This window comes from Paenibacillus ehimensis NBRC 15659 (genome assembly GCF_004000785.1).
GTDB lineage: Bacteria > Bacillota > Bacilli > Paenibacillales > NBRC-103111 > Paenibacillus_G > Paenibacillus_G ehimensis.
Map to the genome: position 1 here is coordinate 41,226 of NZ_BILX01000007.1, position 18,587 is coordinate 59,812.

General features: G+C 47.2%; 22 protein-coding genes. 8 read left to right on the forward strand and 14 right to left on the reverse strand.

All coding sequences use genetic code 11. The features are described 5' to 3' along the window. The first annotated feature begins 14 nt into the window (after window positions 1-14). From PEH01S_RS06225 to PEH01S_RS06235, 3 genes are all read left to right on the forward strand, one after another. Entirely contained in the window at window positions 15-455 is a 441-nt protein-coding gene (locus tag PEH01S_RS06225; RefSeq protein ID WP_025845309.1) for an N-acetyltransferase, read from the forward strand. A gap of 197 nt (window positions 456-652) precedes the next feature. Beyond that, window positions 653-1,699: a type I glyceraldehyde-3-phosphate dehydrogenase gene (gene gap / locus PEH01S_RS06230; RefSeq protein ID WP_127484277.1), complete on the forward strand. Its 1,047-nt coding sequence runs from the start codon at window positions 653-655 to the stop codon at window positions 1,697-1,699. Then, entirely contained in the window at window positions 1,678-1,896 is a 219-nt protein-coding gene (locus PEH01S_RS06235; RefSeq protein ID WP_127484278.1) for a GapA-binding peptide SR1P, read from the forward strand. Before gap ends, PEH01S_RS06235 begins: the two co-directional genes overlap by 22 nt. Before the next feature lie 124 nt (window positions 1,897-2,020). Here PEH01S_RS06235 and namA read toward each other — a convergent pair whose 3' ends face one another. Then, entirely contained in the window at window positions 2,021-3,028 is a 1,008-nt protein-coding gene (gene namA, locus PEH01S_RS06240; protein WP_127484279.1) for an NADPH dehydrogenase NamA, read from the reverse strand. Between the two features lie 272 nt (window positions 3,029-3,300). After that, on the reverse strand, window positions 3,301-3,849 hold the full coding sequence (locus tag PEH01S_RS06245; RefSeq protein ID WP_127484280.1) for a hypothetical protein: 549 nt from the start codon (window positions 3,847-3,849) through the stop codon (window positions 3,301-3,303). Window positions 3,850-4,134: 285 nt separating this feature from the next. Here PEH01S_RS06245 and PEH01S_RS06250 point away from each other — a divergent pair, with 285 nt between their 5' ends. The 4 genes from PEH01S_RS06250 to rlmD all read left to right on the forward strand — a co-directional run bounded on the left by PEH01S_RS06250 (window position 4,135) and on the right by rlmD (window position 7,948). Next, entirely contained in the window at window positions 4,135-4,425 is a 291-nt protein-coding gene (locus PEH01S_RS06250) for a YerC/YecD family TrpR-related protein (RefSeq protein WP_010494821.1), read from the forward strand. A gap of 155 nt (window positions 4,426-4,580) precedes the next feature. Continuing rightward, window positions 4,581-5,372, forward strand: a complete 792-nt coding sequence (locus PEH01S_RS06255) for a sirohydrochlorin chelatase (protein WP_127484281.1) — start codon at window positions 4,581-4,583, stop codon at window positions 5,370-5,372. A 76-nt stretch (window positions 5,373-5,448) separates the two neighbouring features. Next, a complete protein-coding gene (locus tag PEH01S_RS06260) occupies window positions 5,449-6,438 on the forward strand; it encodes a diacylglycerol kinase (RefSeq protein ID WP_025845300.1) in 990 nt (329 codons plus the stop codon). Continuing rightward, complete coding sequence (gene rlmD, locus PEH01S_RS06265; RefSeq protein ID WP_174807106.1) at window positions 6,422-7,948, forward strand: 23S rRNA (uracil(1939)-C(5))-methyltransferase RlmD; 1,527 nt, start codon at window positions 6,422-6,424, stop codon at window positions 7,946-7,948. Before PEH01S_RS06260 ends, rlmD begins: the two co-directional genes overlap by 17 nt. 157 nt (window positions 7,949-8,105) lie before the next feature. Here the strand turns inward: rlmD and PEH01S_RS06270 are convergent, their stop codons facing one another. The 9 genes from PEH01S_RS06270 to PEH01S_RS06310 form a co-directional block, all read right to left on the reverse strand. Beyond that, window positions 8,106-9,329, reverse strand: coding sequence for a site-specific integrase (locus PEH01S_RS06270; protein ID WP_127484282.1), 1,224 nt, complete (start codon window positions 9,327-9,329; stop codon window positions 8,106-8,108). Next, window positions 9,329-9,553 (reverse strand): hypothetical protein, encoded by a 225-nt coding sequence (locus tag PEH01S_RS06275; RefSeq protein WP_127484283.1) that lies wholly within the window; start codon window positions 9,551-9,553, stop codon window positions 9,329-9,331. Before PEH01S_RS06275 ends, PEH01S_RS06270 begins: the two co-directional genes overlap by 1 nt. Window positions 9,554-9,724: 171 nt before the next feature. Then, complete coding sequence (locus PEH01S_RS06280) at window positions 9,725-9,910, reverse strand: helix-turn-helix domain-containing protein (RefSeq protein ID WP_127484284.1); 186 nt, start codon at window positions 9,908-9,910, stop codon at window positions 9,725-9,727. Window positions 9,911-10,069: 159 nt separating this feature from the next. Then, on the reverse strand, window positions 10,070-11,899 hold the full coding sequence (locus tag PEH01S_RS06285; protein WP_127484285.1) for a DNA primase family protein: 1,830 nt from the start codon (window positions 11,897-11,899) through the stop codon (window positions 10,070-10,072). A 195-nt stretch (window positions 11,900-12,094) separates the two neighbouring features. Then, window positions 12,095-12,619, reverse strand: a complete 525-nt coding sequence (locus tag PEH01S_RS06290; protein WP_127484286.1) for a hypothetical protein — start codon at window positions 12,617-12,619, stop codon at window positions 12,095-12,097. A gap of 92 nt (window positions 12,620-12,711) precedes the next feature. Beyond that, window positions 12,712-13,005 carry a hypothetical protein gene (locus tag PEH01S_RS06295; protein ID WP_127484287.1) on the reverse strand — a complete coding sequence of 98 codons (294 nt, stop codon included), beginning with the start codon at window positions 13,003-13,005 and terminating at the stop codon, window positions 12,712-12,714. Window positions 13,006-13,322: 317 nt separating this feature from the next. After that, the gene (locus tag PEH01S_RS06300; RefSeq protein ID WP_127484288.1) at window positions 13,323-14,630 is read right to left on the reverse strand and encodes a hypothetical protein; all 1,308 of its coding nucleotides are present in this window, start codon (window positions 14,628-14,630) and stop codon (window positions 13,323-13,325) included. A 34-nt stretch (window positions 14,631-14,664) separates the two neighbouring features. Next, the gene (locus tag PEH01S_RS36110) at window positions 14,665-14,844 is read right to left on the reverse strand and encodes a helix-turn-helix domain-containing protein (RefSeq protein WP_127484289.1); all 180 of its coding nucleotides are present in this window, start codon (window positions 14,842-14,844) and stop codon (window positions 14,665-14,667) included. A gap of 501 nt (window positions 14,845-15,345) precedes the next feature. After that, window positions 15,346-15,840: a hypothetical protein gene (locus tag PEH01S_RS06310; RefSeq protein ID WP_127484290.1), complete on the reverse strand. Its 495-nt coding sequence runs from the start codon at window positions 15,838-15,840 to the stop codon at window positions 15,346-15,348. A 166-nt stretch (window positions 15,841-16,006) separates the two neighbouring features. On the opposite strand from PEH01S_RS06310, the gene PEH01S_RS06315 reads away from it, so the two are divergent. Further along, a complete protein-coding gene (locus PEH01S_RS06315; protein ID WP_127484291.1) occupies window positions 16,007-16,354 on the forward strand; it encodes a helix-turn-helix domain-containing protein in 348 nt (115 codons plus the stop codon). A 131-nt stretch (window positions 16,355-16,485) separates the two neighbouring features. Here PEH01S_RS06315 and PEH01S_RS06320 read toward each other — a convergent pair whose 3' ends face one another. The 3 genes from PEH01S_RS06320 to PEH01S_RS06330 form a co-directional block, all read right to left on the reverse strand. Next, window positions 16,486-16,785: a DUF960 family protein gene (locus tag PEH01S_RS06320; protein WP_127484292.1), complete on the reverse strand. Its 300-nt coding sequence runs from the start codon at window positions 16,783-16,785 to the stop codon at window positions 16,486-16,488. 83 nt (window positions 16,786-16,868) lie between these two features. Then, a complete protein-coding gene (locus PEH01S_RS06325; protein WP_127484293.1) occupies window positions 16,869-17,615 on the reverse strand; it encodes a Rad52/Rad22 family DNA repair protein in 747 nt (248 codons plus the stop codon). Continuing rightward, entirely contained in the window at window positions 17,605-18,585 is a 981-nt protein-coding gene (locus tag PEH01S_RS06330) for a YqaJ viral recombinase family nuclease (RefSeq protein WP_127484294.1), read from the reverse strand. The genes PEH01S_RS06325 and PEH01S_RS06330 overlap by 11 nt, the downstream gene beginning before the upstream one ends. Window positions 18,586-18,587: the final 2 nt, after the last annotated feature.

The following is an 18,587-nucleotide window of genomic DNA, read 5'->3' on the forward strand; positions in this document are numbered from 1 at the left end:
GTGAAGTGATCCGAATGAGCAAAATCAGACCGAGCAATCCCCAAGATATCGATATATTAGTTGAGCTGTGGCTGCAAGAATCGTTGACCGCCCATCCGTTTATTGATGCGCAATATTGGCGGGCGAATGCGGAAGAGATGAAGACGAAGTATTTGCCGATGGCGGATACGATTGTGATCGAGGAAGACGGACACGTCGCAGGGTTTGTTTCCATGGTGGACGATTATTTGGCCGCCTTGTTTATCGACAGCAGGCATCAAAAGAAAGGGCTGGGCAAAGGGCTGCTCGACCATGTAAAACAAGACCGGACCGCGATCCGGCTGCAGGTGTACCGCCAGAACGAGCGCGCCGTCCGCTTCTATGAGAAGCAAGGCTTCCGCATCGAAGCGGAAATGATCGACGAAGCGACGTCGGCGGAAGAGTACCGGATGGTATGGATGAGGAATCATGAATAGATTGTTATGAGTCGAAAAAAGCTGCCGCGGGCAGCTTTTTTTGTTTGTCGGCTTATGGTTGGATTAGGCTTTCCGTGTCGGATTATATGTCGTCACAAAAATGTAATGAAAATATTTATTGTGTACTATTTAATTATATGTTATACATTATATATAGACGTTGCAAAACCAACAGCAAGCTTGGGAGGGGTACCGGAATGACAGGAACGATTGGCGTAAGCGGGATGGGAAGGATCGGCAGATTGCTGGTTCGCCGCGCTTTTGATACGGATGAGAACGGGATGGGCCTGCAAGCGATTAACTCACTATACCCCGCGGGCACGATTGCCCATTTGCTCAAATATGACACCATACATGGAACATGGAAGGCCGATATCCGCGAGGAAGGAAACGATCTGATCATTAACGGTAAGCGCATCCGCATCGTATTCGAGCGCGACCCGGCGGCCATTCCGTGGAAAGACCTCGGCGTGGATCTGGCCATCGACGCGACAGGCAAGTTCAATGACCGGGAAGGCGCTTCGCGGCATCTGACGGCGGGCGCAAGCAAGGTGCTGATTACGGCGCCGGGCAAGCGCATGGACTTGACGGTCGTCATGGGCGTCAACGACGACCGCTACAACGCCAAGGAGCACACGCTGCTGTCTGCTGCGTCCTGCACGACCAACTGCGTCGCTCCCGTGCTGCACGTGCTGGATCAAGCGTTTCAGGTGAAGAACGGCTGGATGACCACCGTTCATTCGTACACGAACGACCAGAAGCATATGGATAATCCGCATTCCGATTTGCGCCGCGCGCGCGCCTGCACGCAGTCGATCATTCCGACAAGCACGGGCGTAGGCAAAGCGCTGGTCGACGTGCTGCCGCATCTTGCGCCGCACGTGAACGGCATCTCCGTCCGCGTCCCGACGCCGGACGTCTCGCTGGTCGACCTCACCGTACAGGTGAAGCGGCCGGTTCAGCTGGAGGAAGTACAATCGGCGTTCCGCCAAGCTGCGGAAGGCCCGATGGCCCCCTATTTGGGCTACAGCAACGAGCCGCTCGTCTCTTCGGATTTTATCGGCTGCGATCAATCGGCGGTCATAGACGGCCAGTCGCTGATGGTAGCCGGGGATCAGATCAAAGTGCTGGCTTGGTACGATAACGAATGGGCGTATGCGAGCCGGGTAATGGATTTGGCGAAAATTGTTTCCGAAACCATGAAAAAGGAGAGCGATGAAGCGTGGAAAGAAGCCCTCGTGTAACGGAGAAGGAAATGCACCTCGGGACGATTCTGTGCAAGCATTGCCATCAAATCATCGGTACGCAGGATACGCGGAAGGTTACGGTATATTACAGCGAATGCAGCCATGAGAACTGCTTGGACAGCCGGGGACGCTCCCTGGCGGCGGGCGGGTCTGCCGTCGCCTCGGCCGGACCGCACACCGTCTTCGAAGCTTGACGCGCCTGTTCCATATAAACAGCTGGATCGTAGATCAGCATGAGAAAAAAGCCGACCGGTCCTGCGACGAGCATATAGCGTCGCGGGAGCCGGCCGGCTTTTGGCGGTTCGGTTGGGCTAAGGCTTACCAGCCGCGCGTATATTGCTTGGGCGGGGCAAGCTCCGTGCGCAGCTGCTTGGCGGCAGTGCGCGCCCAGAACGGATCGCGCAGCAGCTCGCGGCCGAGGAAGATCAGATCGGCGCGGCCGTTCTGCAGAATTTCCTCCGCCTGCTCAGCCTGCGTAATTAAGCCGACGGCTCCCGTCGGCACGTCCGCGCTGCGGCGGATCAGCTCTGCGAACGGAACCTGGTAGCCCGGATATACCTTGGGCGGGCCGCCGACGACGGCGCCGGAGCTGACGTCGATCAAGTCGACGCCCTGCGCTTTCATCAAACGGGCGTAGTAGACGTAATCTTCCGGCGTGAGGCCTTCCGGATGGTAATCGTGCGCGGAGATGCGGACAAGCAGCGGTCCGTCCCACACGGTCTTGACGCTGTCGATGACCTCGCGCAGGAACCGGTAACGGCCGTCGCGGTCTCCGCCGTATTCGTCCTCGCGGCGGTTCGTCAGCGGCGACAAAAACTCATTGATCAGGTAGCCGTGCGCGGCATGGATCTCCACGACGTCGAAGTCCGCTTCCTTCGCCCGCGCGGCGGCCGCCTTGAACGCTTCGACGGTCTCGGCGATCTGCCGCGCGGTCATCGCTTCCGGCGTTTTCGACTTGTCGTCGAACGGAATCGCCGACGGCGCCACAATAGGCCCGTCCAGCACGGCTTTGCGCCCGGCATGGGCAAGCTGGATGCCGATATGGGAGCCTTGTCCGTGCACGAGCCCGGTCAGCTCGCGCAGGCCCGGCACCTGGTCGTCGCTCCAAATGCCGAGGTCATAAGGCGAGATGCGCCCTTGAGGCGTGACGGCCGACGCTTCTACGAGGATGAGCCCGACTTGGCCGACGGCGCGGGCCGGATAATGGATTTTGTGCCAATCCGTGACGCGGCCCGTTTCATCAAGGCAGGAATACATACACATCGGCGACATGACGATCCGGTTTTTGAGCGTCAGCTTTTGCAGCGGGTAAGAAGTGAACAGCATGCGTTTTCCACATCCTTTGCGATTTTATCTATACAATGGTTAGGTGGTTACGTGATGTATACTACTTATCTTAGTTTAGCAATAATTCGGCGGAATGGCAAAAGTTTGTGCTTAGCTTAGCGTGGATATGTCCGCGGATAAGTATACGGATCTGCGGCGCAGCGCAGACATAAGCCAAAAACCGGCTGCGCCCCACCGTATTCCTACGGCAGGCACAGCCGGTTTTAACCTTTTTCCAGCAAAGCGGCCAGCGGCCGTCGCAAGCCCGGCGGCTATCTGCGCGACCTTCTGCGGCCCTGCGTCGTTCCCCTGCGCCTGCGTCGTCTTCTGCCGGAAGAGGATCTGTTGCCTCCGCTCTTGGCGGCGGCCTTATCGTTCTTTTTGCCGAAGGAATTGAACAGCACCTTCAGCATCGGGGCGAATTGCTGAACGCTCTGCACCATCTTTTGCATTTTGCTGAAGGTTTCGACGATGCCTTCCACACCACCGAGCTTGTCGATGACGCCTTTGATCTGCTCGACGTTAAAGCCGCCGCCTCCCGCTGTGTCTGTTGCGCCGCCTCCTCCTCCGAACAGCGAGGAGAAAAGACCGCCGCCTTCCTGCTCGGCCGCCGGCTGCAAGGCCAGCGAGTTGCCGCCGAATTCATTGAAATCCCCGTAAGGATTGCCCGCGCCCATCCCTGCAGCGGGCGTAAGACTGCGCGTAAATACTTGCTGGCCCGGAGCGTACACTTGGGGCCTGGCATGCGGATGCGCGTACGTAACGGCTCGCGGATAGGGCGCCATGCCCCGATTGCCAATCATTTGTCTTGGATAGCTCATTGTTTCACAACCCTTTTATTCATAGTAATGTCGCAAAGTTCACCTTGTCGCACTTTCCTCTATAGGCGGTTTCCTAGTATACTGTATGTGGTGGGCGAATGGTTGGATTGGACTCCTGTCACGGTTTTTATGATTTTTGCCCAGTTTCGGTTTAGCTCGTCACCGCATAAAAATAGCAACGTTTTGCTAACTTAAAGGGAGGATTTCACTCCCTGACGTCGAAATAGGTTATGGACTTTGGAATTCATCGATCTTAGCAGACCATCAAGGGGTTGAAAATTCGTAATGCAGCTGAAAAAGTTGAATGATAAAGCGATCGACCAGTTATTCGAGGCGATCCTGACACTCAAGGATATAGAGGAATGCTATGTGTTTTTTGACGACTTGTGCACGGTGAACGAAATCCAGTCGCTGTCGCAGCGGCTGGAGGTTGCCCGCATGCTGCGCAAGGGCAATACTTACAACCAGATTGAAGCGGAGACCGGCGCCAGCACGGCGACGATCTCGCGGGTCAAACGCTGCTTGAACTACGGCAACGACGGCTATAAAATGACGCTGGAGCGCCTGGGAAGGTAAACCGAACGTTACCTCTTACCGCGTCCGGACTCGATTACAACGGAGCACTCGAACAAATCCTTCTCGCCGGGCCGGTGGAGTGGGATTTTTCGTGTTCGTGCGGCCGGAAGACAGCGCTGCGGGACACGATCTTTTTCACCCGGGAGGGATACGGTGTGGTAAAATACGGTATATTAGTGATAAGTCACGGATCCCGGAGCGAGTCGTGGGTCCGCTTGGTGGACGAAGCGGTCGGCGCGGTACAGGTCCCTGCAGAAATACCGGTCTTTTCCTCCTTTCTGGAAATTGTGGAAGGACGCCTGATCCAAGACGGCATCACGCACCTGGAGTCGCTCGGCGTGACGAATATCGTTGTGGTTCCGCTCTTCGTCTCGTCCGGCAGCACGCATATCGACGAGATTGCGTATGCGCTGGGCGCCAAGAAGGCGCCGCAGCTGCCGACGGACATGAAGCCGTTCGCCATCCGGGCGCGCATTCACTTGACGACGCCGATCGACGACGACCCGGTAATCGCCGAGATCGTCTATGCGAAAATCAAAGCGCTGTCAACGGACCCGGCCCGCGAAATGGTGCTGCTCGTCGGTCACGGGAGCATCGAGAACGGCTTCCATCAGCGATGGAGGCGGGGACTGGAGCGGCTGGCGGAGCGCCTGAAGCGGCTCGGCGGCTTCGACGAAGCGGCTTCGGCGATGCTGCTGCCCAACCAGATTCCGGACCGGATGGAGCATTGGCGGAAGCGCAAGCCGGAGCATACGGTCATTGTGGCGCCGCTGTTCCTGAGCGAAGGGTATTTTACCGAAGAGGTCATCCCGGAGCGTCTGCAGGGTTATTCGTATCGGTACAACGGAGAAGCGTTGCTGCCGCATCCCGGCATTTCCCGGTGGATCGAGCGGCAGATCAGGCCTTTCGTCGATCCGGTGAAGGACGGAGCGCGAACGCGGCTTTAGCCGTTTTTTGCGGTCAGACGACCCATGGTCAAAAATGCTTTCATACGATTTCTTATGTGAACGGGTGAGAGAGAGAATGGCACAGCCAGTCAAACGGGCAAGGCTCATATACAATCCGACCTCCGGCCGGGAGGAAATGAAGAAGCGGCTGCCGGAAATATTGCAGCGGCTGGAACGCGGCGGGCTGGAGACGAGCACGCATGCGACGATCGGGGAAGGCGACGCGACGCTCGCGGCGGCAGAGGCGGTGGAACGGGGATTCGACATCGTCATCGCGGCCGGAGGCGACGGCACGCTGTACGAGGTGATCAACGGCTTGGCGGAGAAGCCGAACCGGCCGCCGCTCGGGATTTTGCCGCTCGGGACGACGAACGATTTCGCCCGGGCGCTGAACATTCCGCGGAACTGGGAAGGCGCGGTGGACGTTATTCTGCGCCAGCACGCGCGGGTGATCGACGTCGGGAAGGTGAACCAGCGCTACTTCATCAACATCGCCGGCGGCGGATCGCTGACCGAGCTGACCTATGAGGTGCCGAGCAAGCTGAAGACGATGATCGGCCAGATGGCCTACTATATGAAAGGGCTGGAAAAGCTGCCGCGGCTCCGCCCGATCGAGCTGTATATCAAGACGGCGGAGGTGGAGATGCACGAGGAAGTGATGCTCTTCCTCATCTCGAACAGCAACTCCGTCGGCGGCTTCGAGCGTCTGGCGCCGGACGCGTCGCTCAGCGACGGCCTGTTCGACGTGCTGATCCTGCGCAAATGCAACCTCGCGGAGTTCATCCGCGTCGTCTCGCTGGCGCTGCGCGGCGAGCATTTGTCCGACCCGAACCTGATCTACCTTCAAACGAAGCAAATTCAAGTGACGTCCCCCGATTACGTGCAGGTGAACCTGGACGGGGAGCTGGGCGGCACGCTGCCGTGCATGTTCACGAACCTGCCGCAGCATCTGCACATCTTCATCGACGAGACGGGCCAGTCGACGTACAAGTCGCCTCCGATCAACCTGATGAAGCTGCCATGGAAAACGAGACCCGGAGTGGACGAACATGAACAGGAAGAATAAACGACGCCCGGGCGCGCCCGCTGCCGATCTCAGCGGCCTGCCCGTCGCGAAGAATGAAGAATATATCGCCGACATTATCGGCTTGGGGCATGACGGAGAAGGGGTAGGCCGTGTGAACGGCTTTACCCTTTTTATTCAGGGCGCCCTGCCCGGCGAAAAAGTACGGGCCAAGGTGCTCAAGGTGAAGAAGCAGTACGGCTACGCCAAGCTGCTGGAGATTATTGAGGCAAGCCCGGACCGCATCGACGCGCCCTGTCCGATCTACAAGCAATGCGGCGGTTGTCAGCTCCAGCACCTGAGCTATGACGCCCAGCTCCGCTGGAAGCGCCAGCTTGTTATCGACAATCTGGAGCGGATCGGAAAGCTGCGAGTGGCCGGAGCTAGGGCGGAGAGCGGTGCAGCCGAGATGGAGGCTGTGGCGGATGCAGGCGTGGGAGCTGGGAGCGGTGGCACGATGGCTGAGGGCATCGTCGTGCATCCGACGCTCGGCATGAGCGACCCGTGGCGGTACCGCAACAAGGCGCAGGTGCCGATCGGCCTCGCCGCGGGCGAAGAAGGCGGTCTGATCGGCGGCTTCTACGCGCAGGGCAGTCACCGGATTATCGACATGGAGGCGTGCCTGATCCAGCACGAGAACAACGACGCCGTCGTCGCGGCGGTCAAACGGATCGCCGGCGAGCTCGGTATCCGGCCGTACAACGAGGAGACGGGCAAAGGGCTGCTGCGCCACGTCATCGCCCGCTACGGCTTAAACACGGGCGAGATTATGGTCGTGCTCGTGACGAACGGCCGCGACATTCCGCGCCGCGATGAGCTGATTGGGCTGATCCGTGAGGCGATCCCGGACGTGCGGAGCATCTGCCAGAACGTCAACCGGCAGCAGACGAACGTGATCTTCGGCGACGAGACGCGGGTGCTCTGGGGCAGCGAGGTCATCTACGATACGATCGGAGATATCCGCTTCGCGATCTCGGCGCGTTCGTTCTACCAGGTCAATCCGGTTCAGACCGAGGTGCTGTACCGGAAGGCGCTGGACTATGCCGGGCTGAGCGGCGAAGAGATCGTGATCGATGCGTATTGCGGCATCGGCACGATTTCGCTCTTCCTCGCGCAGAAGGCCCGCGAGGTGTACGGCGTCGAGATCGTCCCGGAGGCGATCGAGGACGCGAAGCGCAACGCGCTGGTGAACGAGATCCGCAACGTGCGGTTCGAGGTCGGCGGCGCGGAGGTTGTCATCCCCGAGTGGAAGCGTCAGGGCATCGCGCCTGACGTGATCGTCGTCGACCCGCCGCGCAAAGGCTGCGACGCCGCGCTGCTGGAGACGATCCTCGCGATGCGGCCGGAGCGCGTGGTGTACGTCTCGTGCAACCCGTCGACGCTGGCGCGCGACCTGCGTGTGCTGGAGGATGGCGGGTACTGCACGGTGGAGGTGCAGCCGGTGGATATGTTTCCGCATACGACACATATAGAAAATGTCGCGTTGATTGTAAGAAGTGATACAGATGCCTGAAATCCGTTGATGTATAAGGGTTTATAGACTGATACAGTTTTTTCGGAATTGGTGAAACAGAGGCGTTTTCGAAGGGTTGCCGTAATATTGCCGCAAAGCTACGTGCAAAAGCAAAATAACACAGCATAAAAGAAACGAAAAAGACGCTGGGGGAACATTACCCCAACGTCTTTTTGTCTGCTTGCTTGGTATCCAAAGTGAACAGATTTTCGAACTTCTCGGCAGCCGCTTGATCGGCTGAACGAAGGGCATGTCCGTATATATTCATTGTGGTGGTGATGCTGCCGTGTCCAAGCCGCTCTGAAATAAGCTTAGCATGTACGCCTTGATTAATGAGAAGCGTTGCCGATGTATGTCGCAGATCGTGGAAGCGGATATACCGGAAACCATTCTTTTTTATGAATTGCCGAAACCAAAGGTAAGGGCGTTCGTGGTGAAATGGTTTACCGTCCTCATGGGCGAATACAAAGAAGTATTCGCCTCCTTGCCATGCGTCACCAATCTTATTCCGCTCTTTAACCCGATAAGTGTAATAATCTCGCAATTCCTCCAGCACGGAGGGAGGAAGCGCAATTTTTCGTTTGGAATTTTTTGTCTTAGGCTCCTTTACGACGATTTCCCCTTTCAAAGAAATAGAAACGCTTTGCTGTACGTCTATAACACCAATCTTCCAGTCAATATGCTTCCATTCCAGCCCAAGCAATTCGCCGCGCCTCATCCCTGTGGTCAAAGCGAGCGTTATCATCATCCGCCAGTGGTACGGCTCCTTCTGAAGGGCTTGTAACATGGCTCTTATCTCTTCTTCATCGTAAGGAATAATTTGTCTATACGTTACTTTGGGCTTTTTCACTTCCGCCGCTGGATTATCTTTGATGACTTTCCACTCAACCGCTCGGGAGAAGATGTTTTTCAATACTCTGTGATTCATTTGGATTGTTCCGGACGATAAAGCGCCTGCCTTATCGTCTTTCCGGCTTCCCTCTTTCCCTAACGATTCGAGAAAATCAACAATGTGCAGGGGTTTTATTTGATCGAGTTGCAAATTTCCGAATGCAGGCAAGATGCGAGTATTCAGATTCACCATATACGAGTAGAGGGTTTTCCGTTCGAGCTGATTGTCCGCATATTTCTCTTTCCATAACTCCACAAATTGGCTAAATGTTAGCTTTGCGGGTGCTATATAGCTCCCAGCTTCGACTTCTTCTTTGAATTTAAGCCATTCTTGCTCCAAATACGTTTCCAGACGCTTGGGCGCTCGTAAGATGCGCTCGTCTTCTACTGTAACTGTTTTTGTGCGTCGGGTGTATTTGCCGTCCACACCGCGTCCAAGACTGATGGTAAGTTCCCATGAGTTTTTGCCGCGCTGACGATAGTTTGCCATTATGCTTCACTCCTGTTTTCTTCGAATAAAGAAATAATGCCATCCCGCTCTTGCCGCAAAGTTTCAATGTGGGTCATAATGGTTTCCCGGTCTCTGGCAGTCATGCACTTTCCGTTTAAGGTCAGTTCCTTCGCCAGTGAAATATGTTCCTTAGTGATTTCTGCAAGCCGTTCGCCAAATTCGGAGTTGCAGGCAAGCCAAAGGGCTTTTTTGCTATAATTCATCTTCAATTTACCTCCTCGCGTAATAATGATGGGGAGATCATAAAACTGGTAGTATTCTCGGATTGTCCGAATAGAAATGGCCTAATTACACAAGCGGCAAGCGAACTAATCCGCTTGCCGCTTGTCGGTTTTAACTTTTTGAGAGTAGGGGGGAGAGCAAACGTAGGAATTTTAAGCCTGTTTCAATTCTGACAATTCACCAGCCAACCACTTTTCAAGGGTTGGTCGATATAGTAAAATTCTACTTCTTGCCTTCGTGTGCGGAAGTTGTCCAGCCGCACACATATTGTAAATCGTAGTAGTAGATAAACCCGTCAGTTTTGCGGCTTCTTTAACCGATAAAGTGATTTTTTCCATATCCTTTTCCTCCTTCAAATGGATAATATATAAATGATTTTTCAATGTAGACGCTCGTAGACAAGATGTAGACAATGATGTCTACGTTTAAAACCCCAAAATGATAGTAATATCAAGCTTTTTTCGCAACCGTAGACAATGTAGACATACAAGTCACTTTTATTCCATATTGTTTTCACTATCATTAATTGGCTGGGGTTCTACTTTTATTCCCCGAAATCCCCTTAATGCATTAGAACCGTTCATACGGAATTTGTCCTTTTTAACGCCCATTTTAATGACTTCTCCGAAAAATTCACTTTGGCTGCATGCTTTTATACAATTATCTTTGCAGAATTGGGTATATGCTGAATATAATTGCTTTCTATGCGCCTTGAGTTCCTTGTTATTCGGATCTATCTCACACATATATTTAAAGAATTGGGCTACACTATCCAAACTTTCGCTGAACTGCTTCTTAAATTGGAGTGCATCCCCACATTCAGTAAAAATAAAATCGTTCCTTTCAAGTTCTCGTAATTCCTCTAAGGCCCACCTAACAATAAAACTTTTTTCAGATTGAATCTTCTCGAATAACCCTTTATCACGATCTTTTTCCTCGACGCTTTGATTAAAAATGATGAGAGTCATACGATCTACAAGTGCCGAGTCAAGTTTGGTAATTTCCGGGAATGTATTCCCAACTGCAATGAGTTTTGCCTTATTCACGAAGAAGAACGGCTGTTCACCTTTTCGTTCAGCCTTAACAAGATCGCCACCAGTAAGTGCTTTGATTTTCTCAACCGTTCCACTAAGCATCGCTTCACCTATTTCCGGGGAGAGGTTTAACTTTTTGTTAAACAACTCTGCTATCTGAAATTTCCCGCCCAATTCATGAAGCGGAACACCTGAAGTATGTTCTTTTCCAATAAGATCCATCAAAATATTGGCGAACAAACTTTTTCCAGAATGTGCTTTTCCAAGAAGAATAAAGAACTTTTTGGCTCGAACATAATTACTGATTACATAGGCAAACATTTGGCGGATAGTTTTTATCTTGAGTGGATTTCCTTGGGTAGAATCATTGATTAATTTCATAAAGTGGCTACCCTCGTAATCCTGTAAGACCTCACCCTTGTAAACCCTTACTGTGGTATCCATTCGCTTTTCTGTAACATACTCAGCATTAATATAGCTCGTGAACATAAACTCAGGGCTATGTGGCAGGACCTCATTCCGATGAACGTCATATACTCCGTTCAGGAAATTAATCAGGTGGACATGCCGATCAAAATCTTCATAATGAACTTGTACCTCTGGACAGCTTTGCAATCGCTTGATGACTTCGTTCATTTTATGGTCATTTAATCGCCTGTCGATCTCAGGAGATACATTTTTACGAATAAAAACCTTTAGTTCACTATCAAGCATTTCATGGTAACAACCGTATCTTTCGGTATAAAGATAAATAAACCGGCCCTGACAGCATCTAATATGGTATTTTTGAATTAATTGTTTAAAGACGATGTAATCGATGTAATGTGACTCTTTTTGTTGTTCACTATTTTCAGCTTCCTTTGCCTGAGAAATCCCGGTTCCTATTTCTTTAATGATCGATATAAGCTCATCTTTACTGAATAACTGGGATACCTTGCTCGCTACTTCGTTAAAGTTCTTTTGCTGGTACTCATCTGATGGTTCCCCGTAAGGAACTTGAAACAAGTTTGAAGCTGCGTCTACTTCGCCATTCTCAACACAATTTAGTTCTTGATAGTGCTTAGAGGGTTCTCCATATGAAACATCGAATAAATTTGAAGTCGTTCTCTTATCGTCCCTTTCAGCATCACTTTTATCTTGATATTCCTTTGAAGGTTCCCCGTAGGGGACACCCCATAAATTATAAGGTTCGTCATCTTCTGCAGAATGCTTTTGTTGATAACTTGGTTTTGGTTTTCCATACTTGTACTTGGCCAAGTCATCAATTGACAATTTCCAAGTTTTTTTTCCCATATATAGCCTCCAAAAAATCACCTAAACGGTTTTCCCAGATTTTTGGGCTGGAGCGATGGGCATGATAGGCTATTTGGCTTTTCGAAGCCATATGGGGCTTCGTTTCTTCGCATTAAATCATACCCACAGCGGCTCCATGTCAAATCGGATATAGTTGATCAATACGATAGTCATAAATAATTGAGTCAGCTTTATTTACCCAATTAACTCTCGAATAGTAGGGTAAAGCTTGCTAATGTAACTAAAGGCAATAGTCCGTAATTGTTGCTTCGAATTGGCATTTTTGGCGAAACTACTAACAAATTTCTGATTTAGACTATTATCAAATAGGTAAAATTGGCAGAATGAAGCGTTCTCGATGTAAGCTATTAGTAATCCTTCACTTTTCTCTTCAATTTCATTTGGATACAGTGTCTCGTAATCGTTATAATAATAATGGCATTTAACATCATCTGTTTTCCTTGTGTCGAGTACAACTTTTATGATATTGCTTTCTGAATTATCCTTAGAGATGGTAGAGTATTTATCCCCGATTTTTCCAAAACACATTTGATTATCGGGACTAACATGACAAATCAACATGATTGACGGGTCAACACGAGCCCCACCTATAAAAGTGAAATTTTTGTCTTTTTCCACTATTAAAACTTGAATATCTTCGTTTCCGTCCAATGCTTTCTGAACTAACTTCTGTGTTTTTTCGTTGTTACTTTTATTCATATTAACCTCTCCAGTCGTTTTGTAATTTTTATAACCAGAAACCTCTTAACCAAAAGAGGTTTCTGGTTTGACGTAGCTGCGAATTCTTTATCTTATGAACGAACTACAACTTCACAAAATGGAATGACTAAATTTTGTTCCATGGCCCAGATGTAGAGACCTTCTCTGAAGTTTATTAACATACCATTTGGTCCAAATAGTTGATGTTTCTTTTTGGCTTTAGCTAAATACTCAGAAAACTCAGTGACACTTGCCAATACTCTTCCATCCTTAAAAAAGGGGCTGAATTCGATTGTTAAACCATTACGATCCGGCTTTTTCCTCTGAAAAGCGAAATGTTCGTTATCAACTACCCATAAATTGAGATCTCCAGCAATAACTAACATATTTTCCGCCTCACTTTTTATAATATTTTGTATTCAGTTTTCAAAGAGCTATCTTGAATTGCACCTTCCATTAGGAGAAGGCCGGAAATCGTTTGTTTTGTTCATTCTTGCTTTGGTCTTATGTTGTATTCATTCTTAACCTCTCCAATCATCTTGTGTTTTTCCTTACACCCTGATCATATAAAAATCAGCTCGTTGTCTCTAAGTAAACGAAATTTCAAAATTTATTTAGATTTTATCTTTGTTTTGTGGTATAATAAGCACCTAAAAAAGGCGTCGTTTCTCCAAAGAGAAAACGACGCCTTTTTAGTGGAACTTTAGATTAATATATTTGCTTCTTTAATGAAAAGATCCTTTTTGACAGAAACAGCATGGTTGATTACTAATTCCAAGTGTGTATCCGGATCTCTAAACGCTGTATCCCCGAAATAGATTAACCCAGATTTCTTATTGTTGATTATTTTATCCGAGGATTTCATGTCATTTATTAAGTCTTCTAAGTGAACTATTGCTTTAACAGTTTGAGCAGCCGAATTCACTATTTCAAAATTTTCTGCCTCACTATCTGTTAGTTTTTGAGCTAAGTTAAAAGCACGATTACATATTGTGTTGAATTTCTTAATACTCGGTTTGGATGCATACTGATAACGCAAATGAAAATAACATACTTCCATTACTGGGATTGTTATAAAAGCTAACTGCAATAATATATCTATGGTTCTGTTCATCCATAGCTCGTCTTCACTTTGGCTTCCCTGATTATAGTAAGTCCAGTAGGATTCATTCTCAAAGTCCTCTAAGTCACGTTTCATTAGCGACCGGCTCTCTGCCAATACTTTGATATAAGTCAACCTTCCCTTGATGTTTGGAAGTAGAGCTGCCAGTCCTAAAACTTTCGCTATATCTTTTCGGTTCTTCTCGGCAAAATTGTCTAAATACATTAATATTTGCTTACACAGTCCTAGATTATATTGTTTTTCGAAGTAGTATAAGCAAATAAGACGTTGTAATCCTTTGTAGTTACTAATCAGTTTTCGGTAAGAGACAATTTTTTTCGATAAGTAATTAAGGGAGCTCACATTATGTTTTTTTAAATTCGAATGAATATCATGATTAATTGTCATAAAAAAAATAAATGGTGCCAAATATTCAGGCACAGCAACTTGTTCAACTTTATTATTCCTCTTGAGATTGTGAAAACCTGTCCTTTCTTTTTCAACCAACCCCAAACCTAAATCAACACGAATTAAATCTTTTAGGTATTTTTGGTAATTACTAGCCGTATTATTATACTTAAAGTTGTCTTCAATGTTTTCCATAGTGACTATTAAATCTTTAATGTAATGATCATTGCGCTCAATTATTTTATTATTATCTTCATTTACGAAATTTACCATTGAAAATTTAAACTCTAAGTGTTGTTCAATATCCTTTATAAAGTTCTCCAACAATCCTTTTCGATGAAATAATTCTAAGATTTTGTGTGGTACAAGGTGTTGGCACTTACAATAAACAAACCTGGCGAGATTAGAGTGAATTGCCAATGGATCATTTATGTGTTCAAGATTTAATTGCTTCAAGATGCGAGTTCTACTTTCATTAGAAAGAAATTCGTTTACTTCCAATGCGCTTCTTCCCTTTGACAATTTTTTTAGTGTTTTATTTGCATTTTTGGATAATATAATCAATAACTTGATCGCGAGGTATACGATGTATTCTTCCCATTTTGATAGATTTTATATGTCCGTCTTTAAGCAGCCGATACACACTGTTACGGCCTAATTGCAACATTTCCATTAAATCATCAACCGTTAAAATATCACCATATTCATGAAACATATTCTTACACCAGCCTTTCTTTATATTACATTATTGTTGCTTTTGTTTCACCATTATTGATTATATTTGGTTATCTATATTCGGTATAAATTTAAAGAAAACATATGAATTAAGTTGCATATAGCGATATTTGAATAAAATTTTTGTCCGGGATTTGAGCGAATTTGGAATCGAACAAAAAAAGAGAGAGGTACTACCTCTCCCAGATAGACGTTCCGAAATTTCAGATCGTTTGCATTTTTATGCTTTTGTTGAACTGGAGCCTCTTGTTATATAACGAATGAATTTGAAGACATATGAAATCAAATAGAAGGGCATAACGGCCCATCCAGTAAATAAAGCTAGGATTGCTTTGACCACTATGTAATTTGAGATCGTGGTGAAGATGACAATGTTTCTTTGCAACTTCGATATAAACATCCAGCCAAATATAGCTGAAATTACGACATATAATTCCAAATCGGCATCTCCTCACTTAAATATGGGTTCAGTTATTTTCTGTTATGATGCTGTTGCCGTTTTAGCTTCCGAATTGTTTATCGCATCATAAATAAGTGGAATAATTGTTCTTGCTTCGTTAGCAAGGATAATTGGAGGAGCTGGCCGAAACAGGAATTTATACATAACCATCTTAGCAGATTGTAATTCCTCATAAATCGTAAGTTCTGAATCAGAAATGGTTAATCTGTATTTACATTTTTTCGTACGAACTACTACGCTTCCAGACTCAATATTAGCTCCAACAAAATACTTATGCTTAAGGTTCGTGTTAATCCGGTCAAGCATCTTATCAAGACTAATCGGTTCAGATAAAGCATACTTTTGATTTCGTCTTTTGTTTGTTTCAAATTTTGATTTAGTCGAAACAATTGTTGCGGATAATAACGCGCCTACTACTAATCCAAGAAGTAAAGTTGCGCCAGTTAATGAACCGGCAACTACGGAGAAAAAGATAATTGCAATTAATGAGCAAATAAAGAACCACTTTTTATACACTTTCTAGTCCCTCCTGATATTTATTATTCTACAATTTTCCACATATTTTGATTATATGGAGGCTAAGTTAGTGTGTCAATTACAATAGTACATATTTAAATGAGTAACTATAGTGCGTTGTTGGCATTCCTTTATAGTTTTATCGTTGTCTTAGAGGTGAGGGGATGTGAGCAAAGTTGCACAAAAGGTCGGTGAACGAATCCGGATTATTCGGCAACAGAGGGATATCAGTCAGGAACAACTTGCATTTAGAGCGGGTCTAACCCCATCATATGTTGGGCAACTGGAGCGAGGGCAGAAAAGCCCTACAGTTGACACTCTTGACAAGATATCATCTGCTTTAAATGTTACATTGGAGGATCTATTTAGCTTCGATTACCCTAATTTGGTCAATATTAATCAAAAAGTAATCGAGAAAATCGCCTTTCAACTAAGTGGTCGTACCGAGTCGGAACAAGAGGCTGTATACAATCTCATCAAACAAATTCTTATTTTTCGTGATAAAGGGAAATAAATTCTTAAAAATAGTGTTCTATGATCCGGGAACTATGTTCCCTCCCTCCTCCCGAAGACCGTTATCTAGCATAACGTCTATAGGAATAATATATAATTTCATCTCGTAATCCTGCGCATTCTGACCGTCCATTAATATTCGTCTGCTAGGAGCATTGTACAGTGGGTTTTGTCATCGATTACATAAATCTTGGTTGTAACGATTTGTTTGGTGCAAATGGCATACTCCTTCCGATAAGGAGGCTGTTCTTGGGTATGTACGATCTTCTGCTTAATTACGCCTTCCTCGAAAGTATCGCTTAACTGAAAAACCTGAAGGTAGTCTTTTTCTGAGACTTCCATCGTTTCGATCATGTACCATAGGATGTTTTGTAAAAATGCAGGAATTTCAGCGTTTATTCCTTGAGTAATGTATTTTGTTCCCGTAAACATCGTCTATCCCCTTTTCCTCAAAATAAAAACAATCAACGGCCAGATTAATTCCAGCCGTTGATTGTTTTTTATCATGCAAACCATTATGCGCTCGCCGCACTGTTCCTCTCATGTAGTTTCTTTTGCAATATAGACAGCATTTGCTGATCGGTTACGCGCTCTTGTTGCTTTTTCTGATACCATTCATCCAGTCCTTCCAAATTGCCGGCCAACTGTTTCCATATGTTTTGAATCTGTGACTGTAGGGAAGAGGGTTTATTCTTCAATTTTTGGGTCAATTCTGTTTTCTTGCGATTCGTTGCAGGATTTTTGTCAGTGGATAGCTGAGGGATTGAATCGGTTGATTTCGGAACCCATCCTTTTTCTTGATAATATCGTTGATAATGATCTGGAACTACAATCATCTGTCGTTGCTTGTCCCAAGTAATCATCCCTTTATAAAGGTCGCTCCCCACACCAATGCGGCTAGCACATTTTTTCATGGCATCAGTCAGCGCACTCTTTGTGGCATCACCCTCGTTCATGCCTGGCTTGATTTGTTCGCTACCTACATCGATAAAGGTAATCCATTCTTTTAACTCCGAATTATAAAAGCTAAATTCCACATAGATTTTTACCCGTGGATTTTTACCATTTGGTTCTTGAACGATCTTCTCGGTTTCATAGAGCCCTTGATATTTCCAAAAGCCTACTCCCAACACTTCGTTTAAGCGTTCTGTTACTGATTGGCCGGAAATGTAGCAGCGATCTCCGAAACTATCGTACTGATATTCAGAGTAGGGGAAAGGGGCGTTCAAGCGTTCGAATAAACTCATTGCTTCATCCGCCATGGTTTACTGTCTCCTTTTTGATGCTAAATTGTCGGAAATGCGTTTGTTTAGAACATTCTTCATGGATAGAAGGATAGCGTTCTTTCAGTTGTTTGCTGTCCACGCTGGTCCGATTGCGATTCTCCCACTTTATCTTGTACGTTCCGGCAATTCCGATTTCATGATTGCCAAGTAGGGATTTGAAATGATTTTCAATCCCTGTAATATGTTCTTCTAACTGCTTCAATTGAATTTTGAGCGATAAATATGTCTCCACCCGATCAGTTTCTTCTGATGGAAGAATAATACTGTTTCGCCCTTCGGGATAAAGGCGATTCAATAATGTTTTACAGGCTTCCGAACCATCTACAGGAGGGCATTTTCTTTCAAGTACGTAATGATGCCAAAAGTCACCGGCTAGCCGCACAAGCTGACCGATCAATTCATCATCTCGAAATACTTCATACTCCCGATACTTATTGCCGCCAATGAGTGTAGCGAAATAGCCCCAATCCAATCCACAGACATAGAGATACCATTGCAGTTGTACGTAATAATAGTCAGGAATTTGGAAATCTTCCCAATCATGACGGAGATATTCGCTTGCGGTTTTAATCTCCAAGATGCCGCGGCCGCGTTTGGGGCAAATAATCATGCGGTCAAGATTGCCTAATGCCCAGCGATGCTCGGGGTGGCAGTATATCACTTTTTTCTCCGTAATCGCCCATTCAGGATGTTCACTAGCAAACTTTTCGGCAATAAGCGGTTCAAGTCGAGTTCCCCATTCCGCGGCTTCGCTCTTTTGGTTTTCCGGTGCTTCTCCCAACTTTTCCAAGTAAACGTGAAGCGGAGTACGCCATTTAGAGAGACCGCAGATCGCCGCGATATCTGAACCGCCAATACCTTGGCGACGAAAGTCGATCCATTGCTCATAAGTTAAATTGTCGGTTTCAATAAAAACGTCTGCATGAAATTTCATAGCTGTTGCCATCT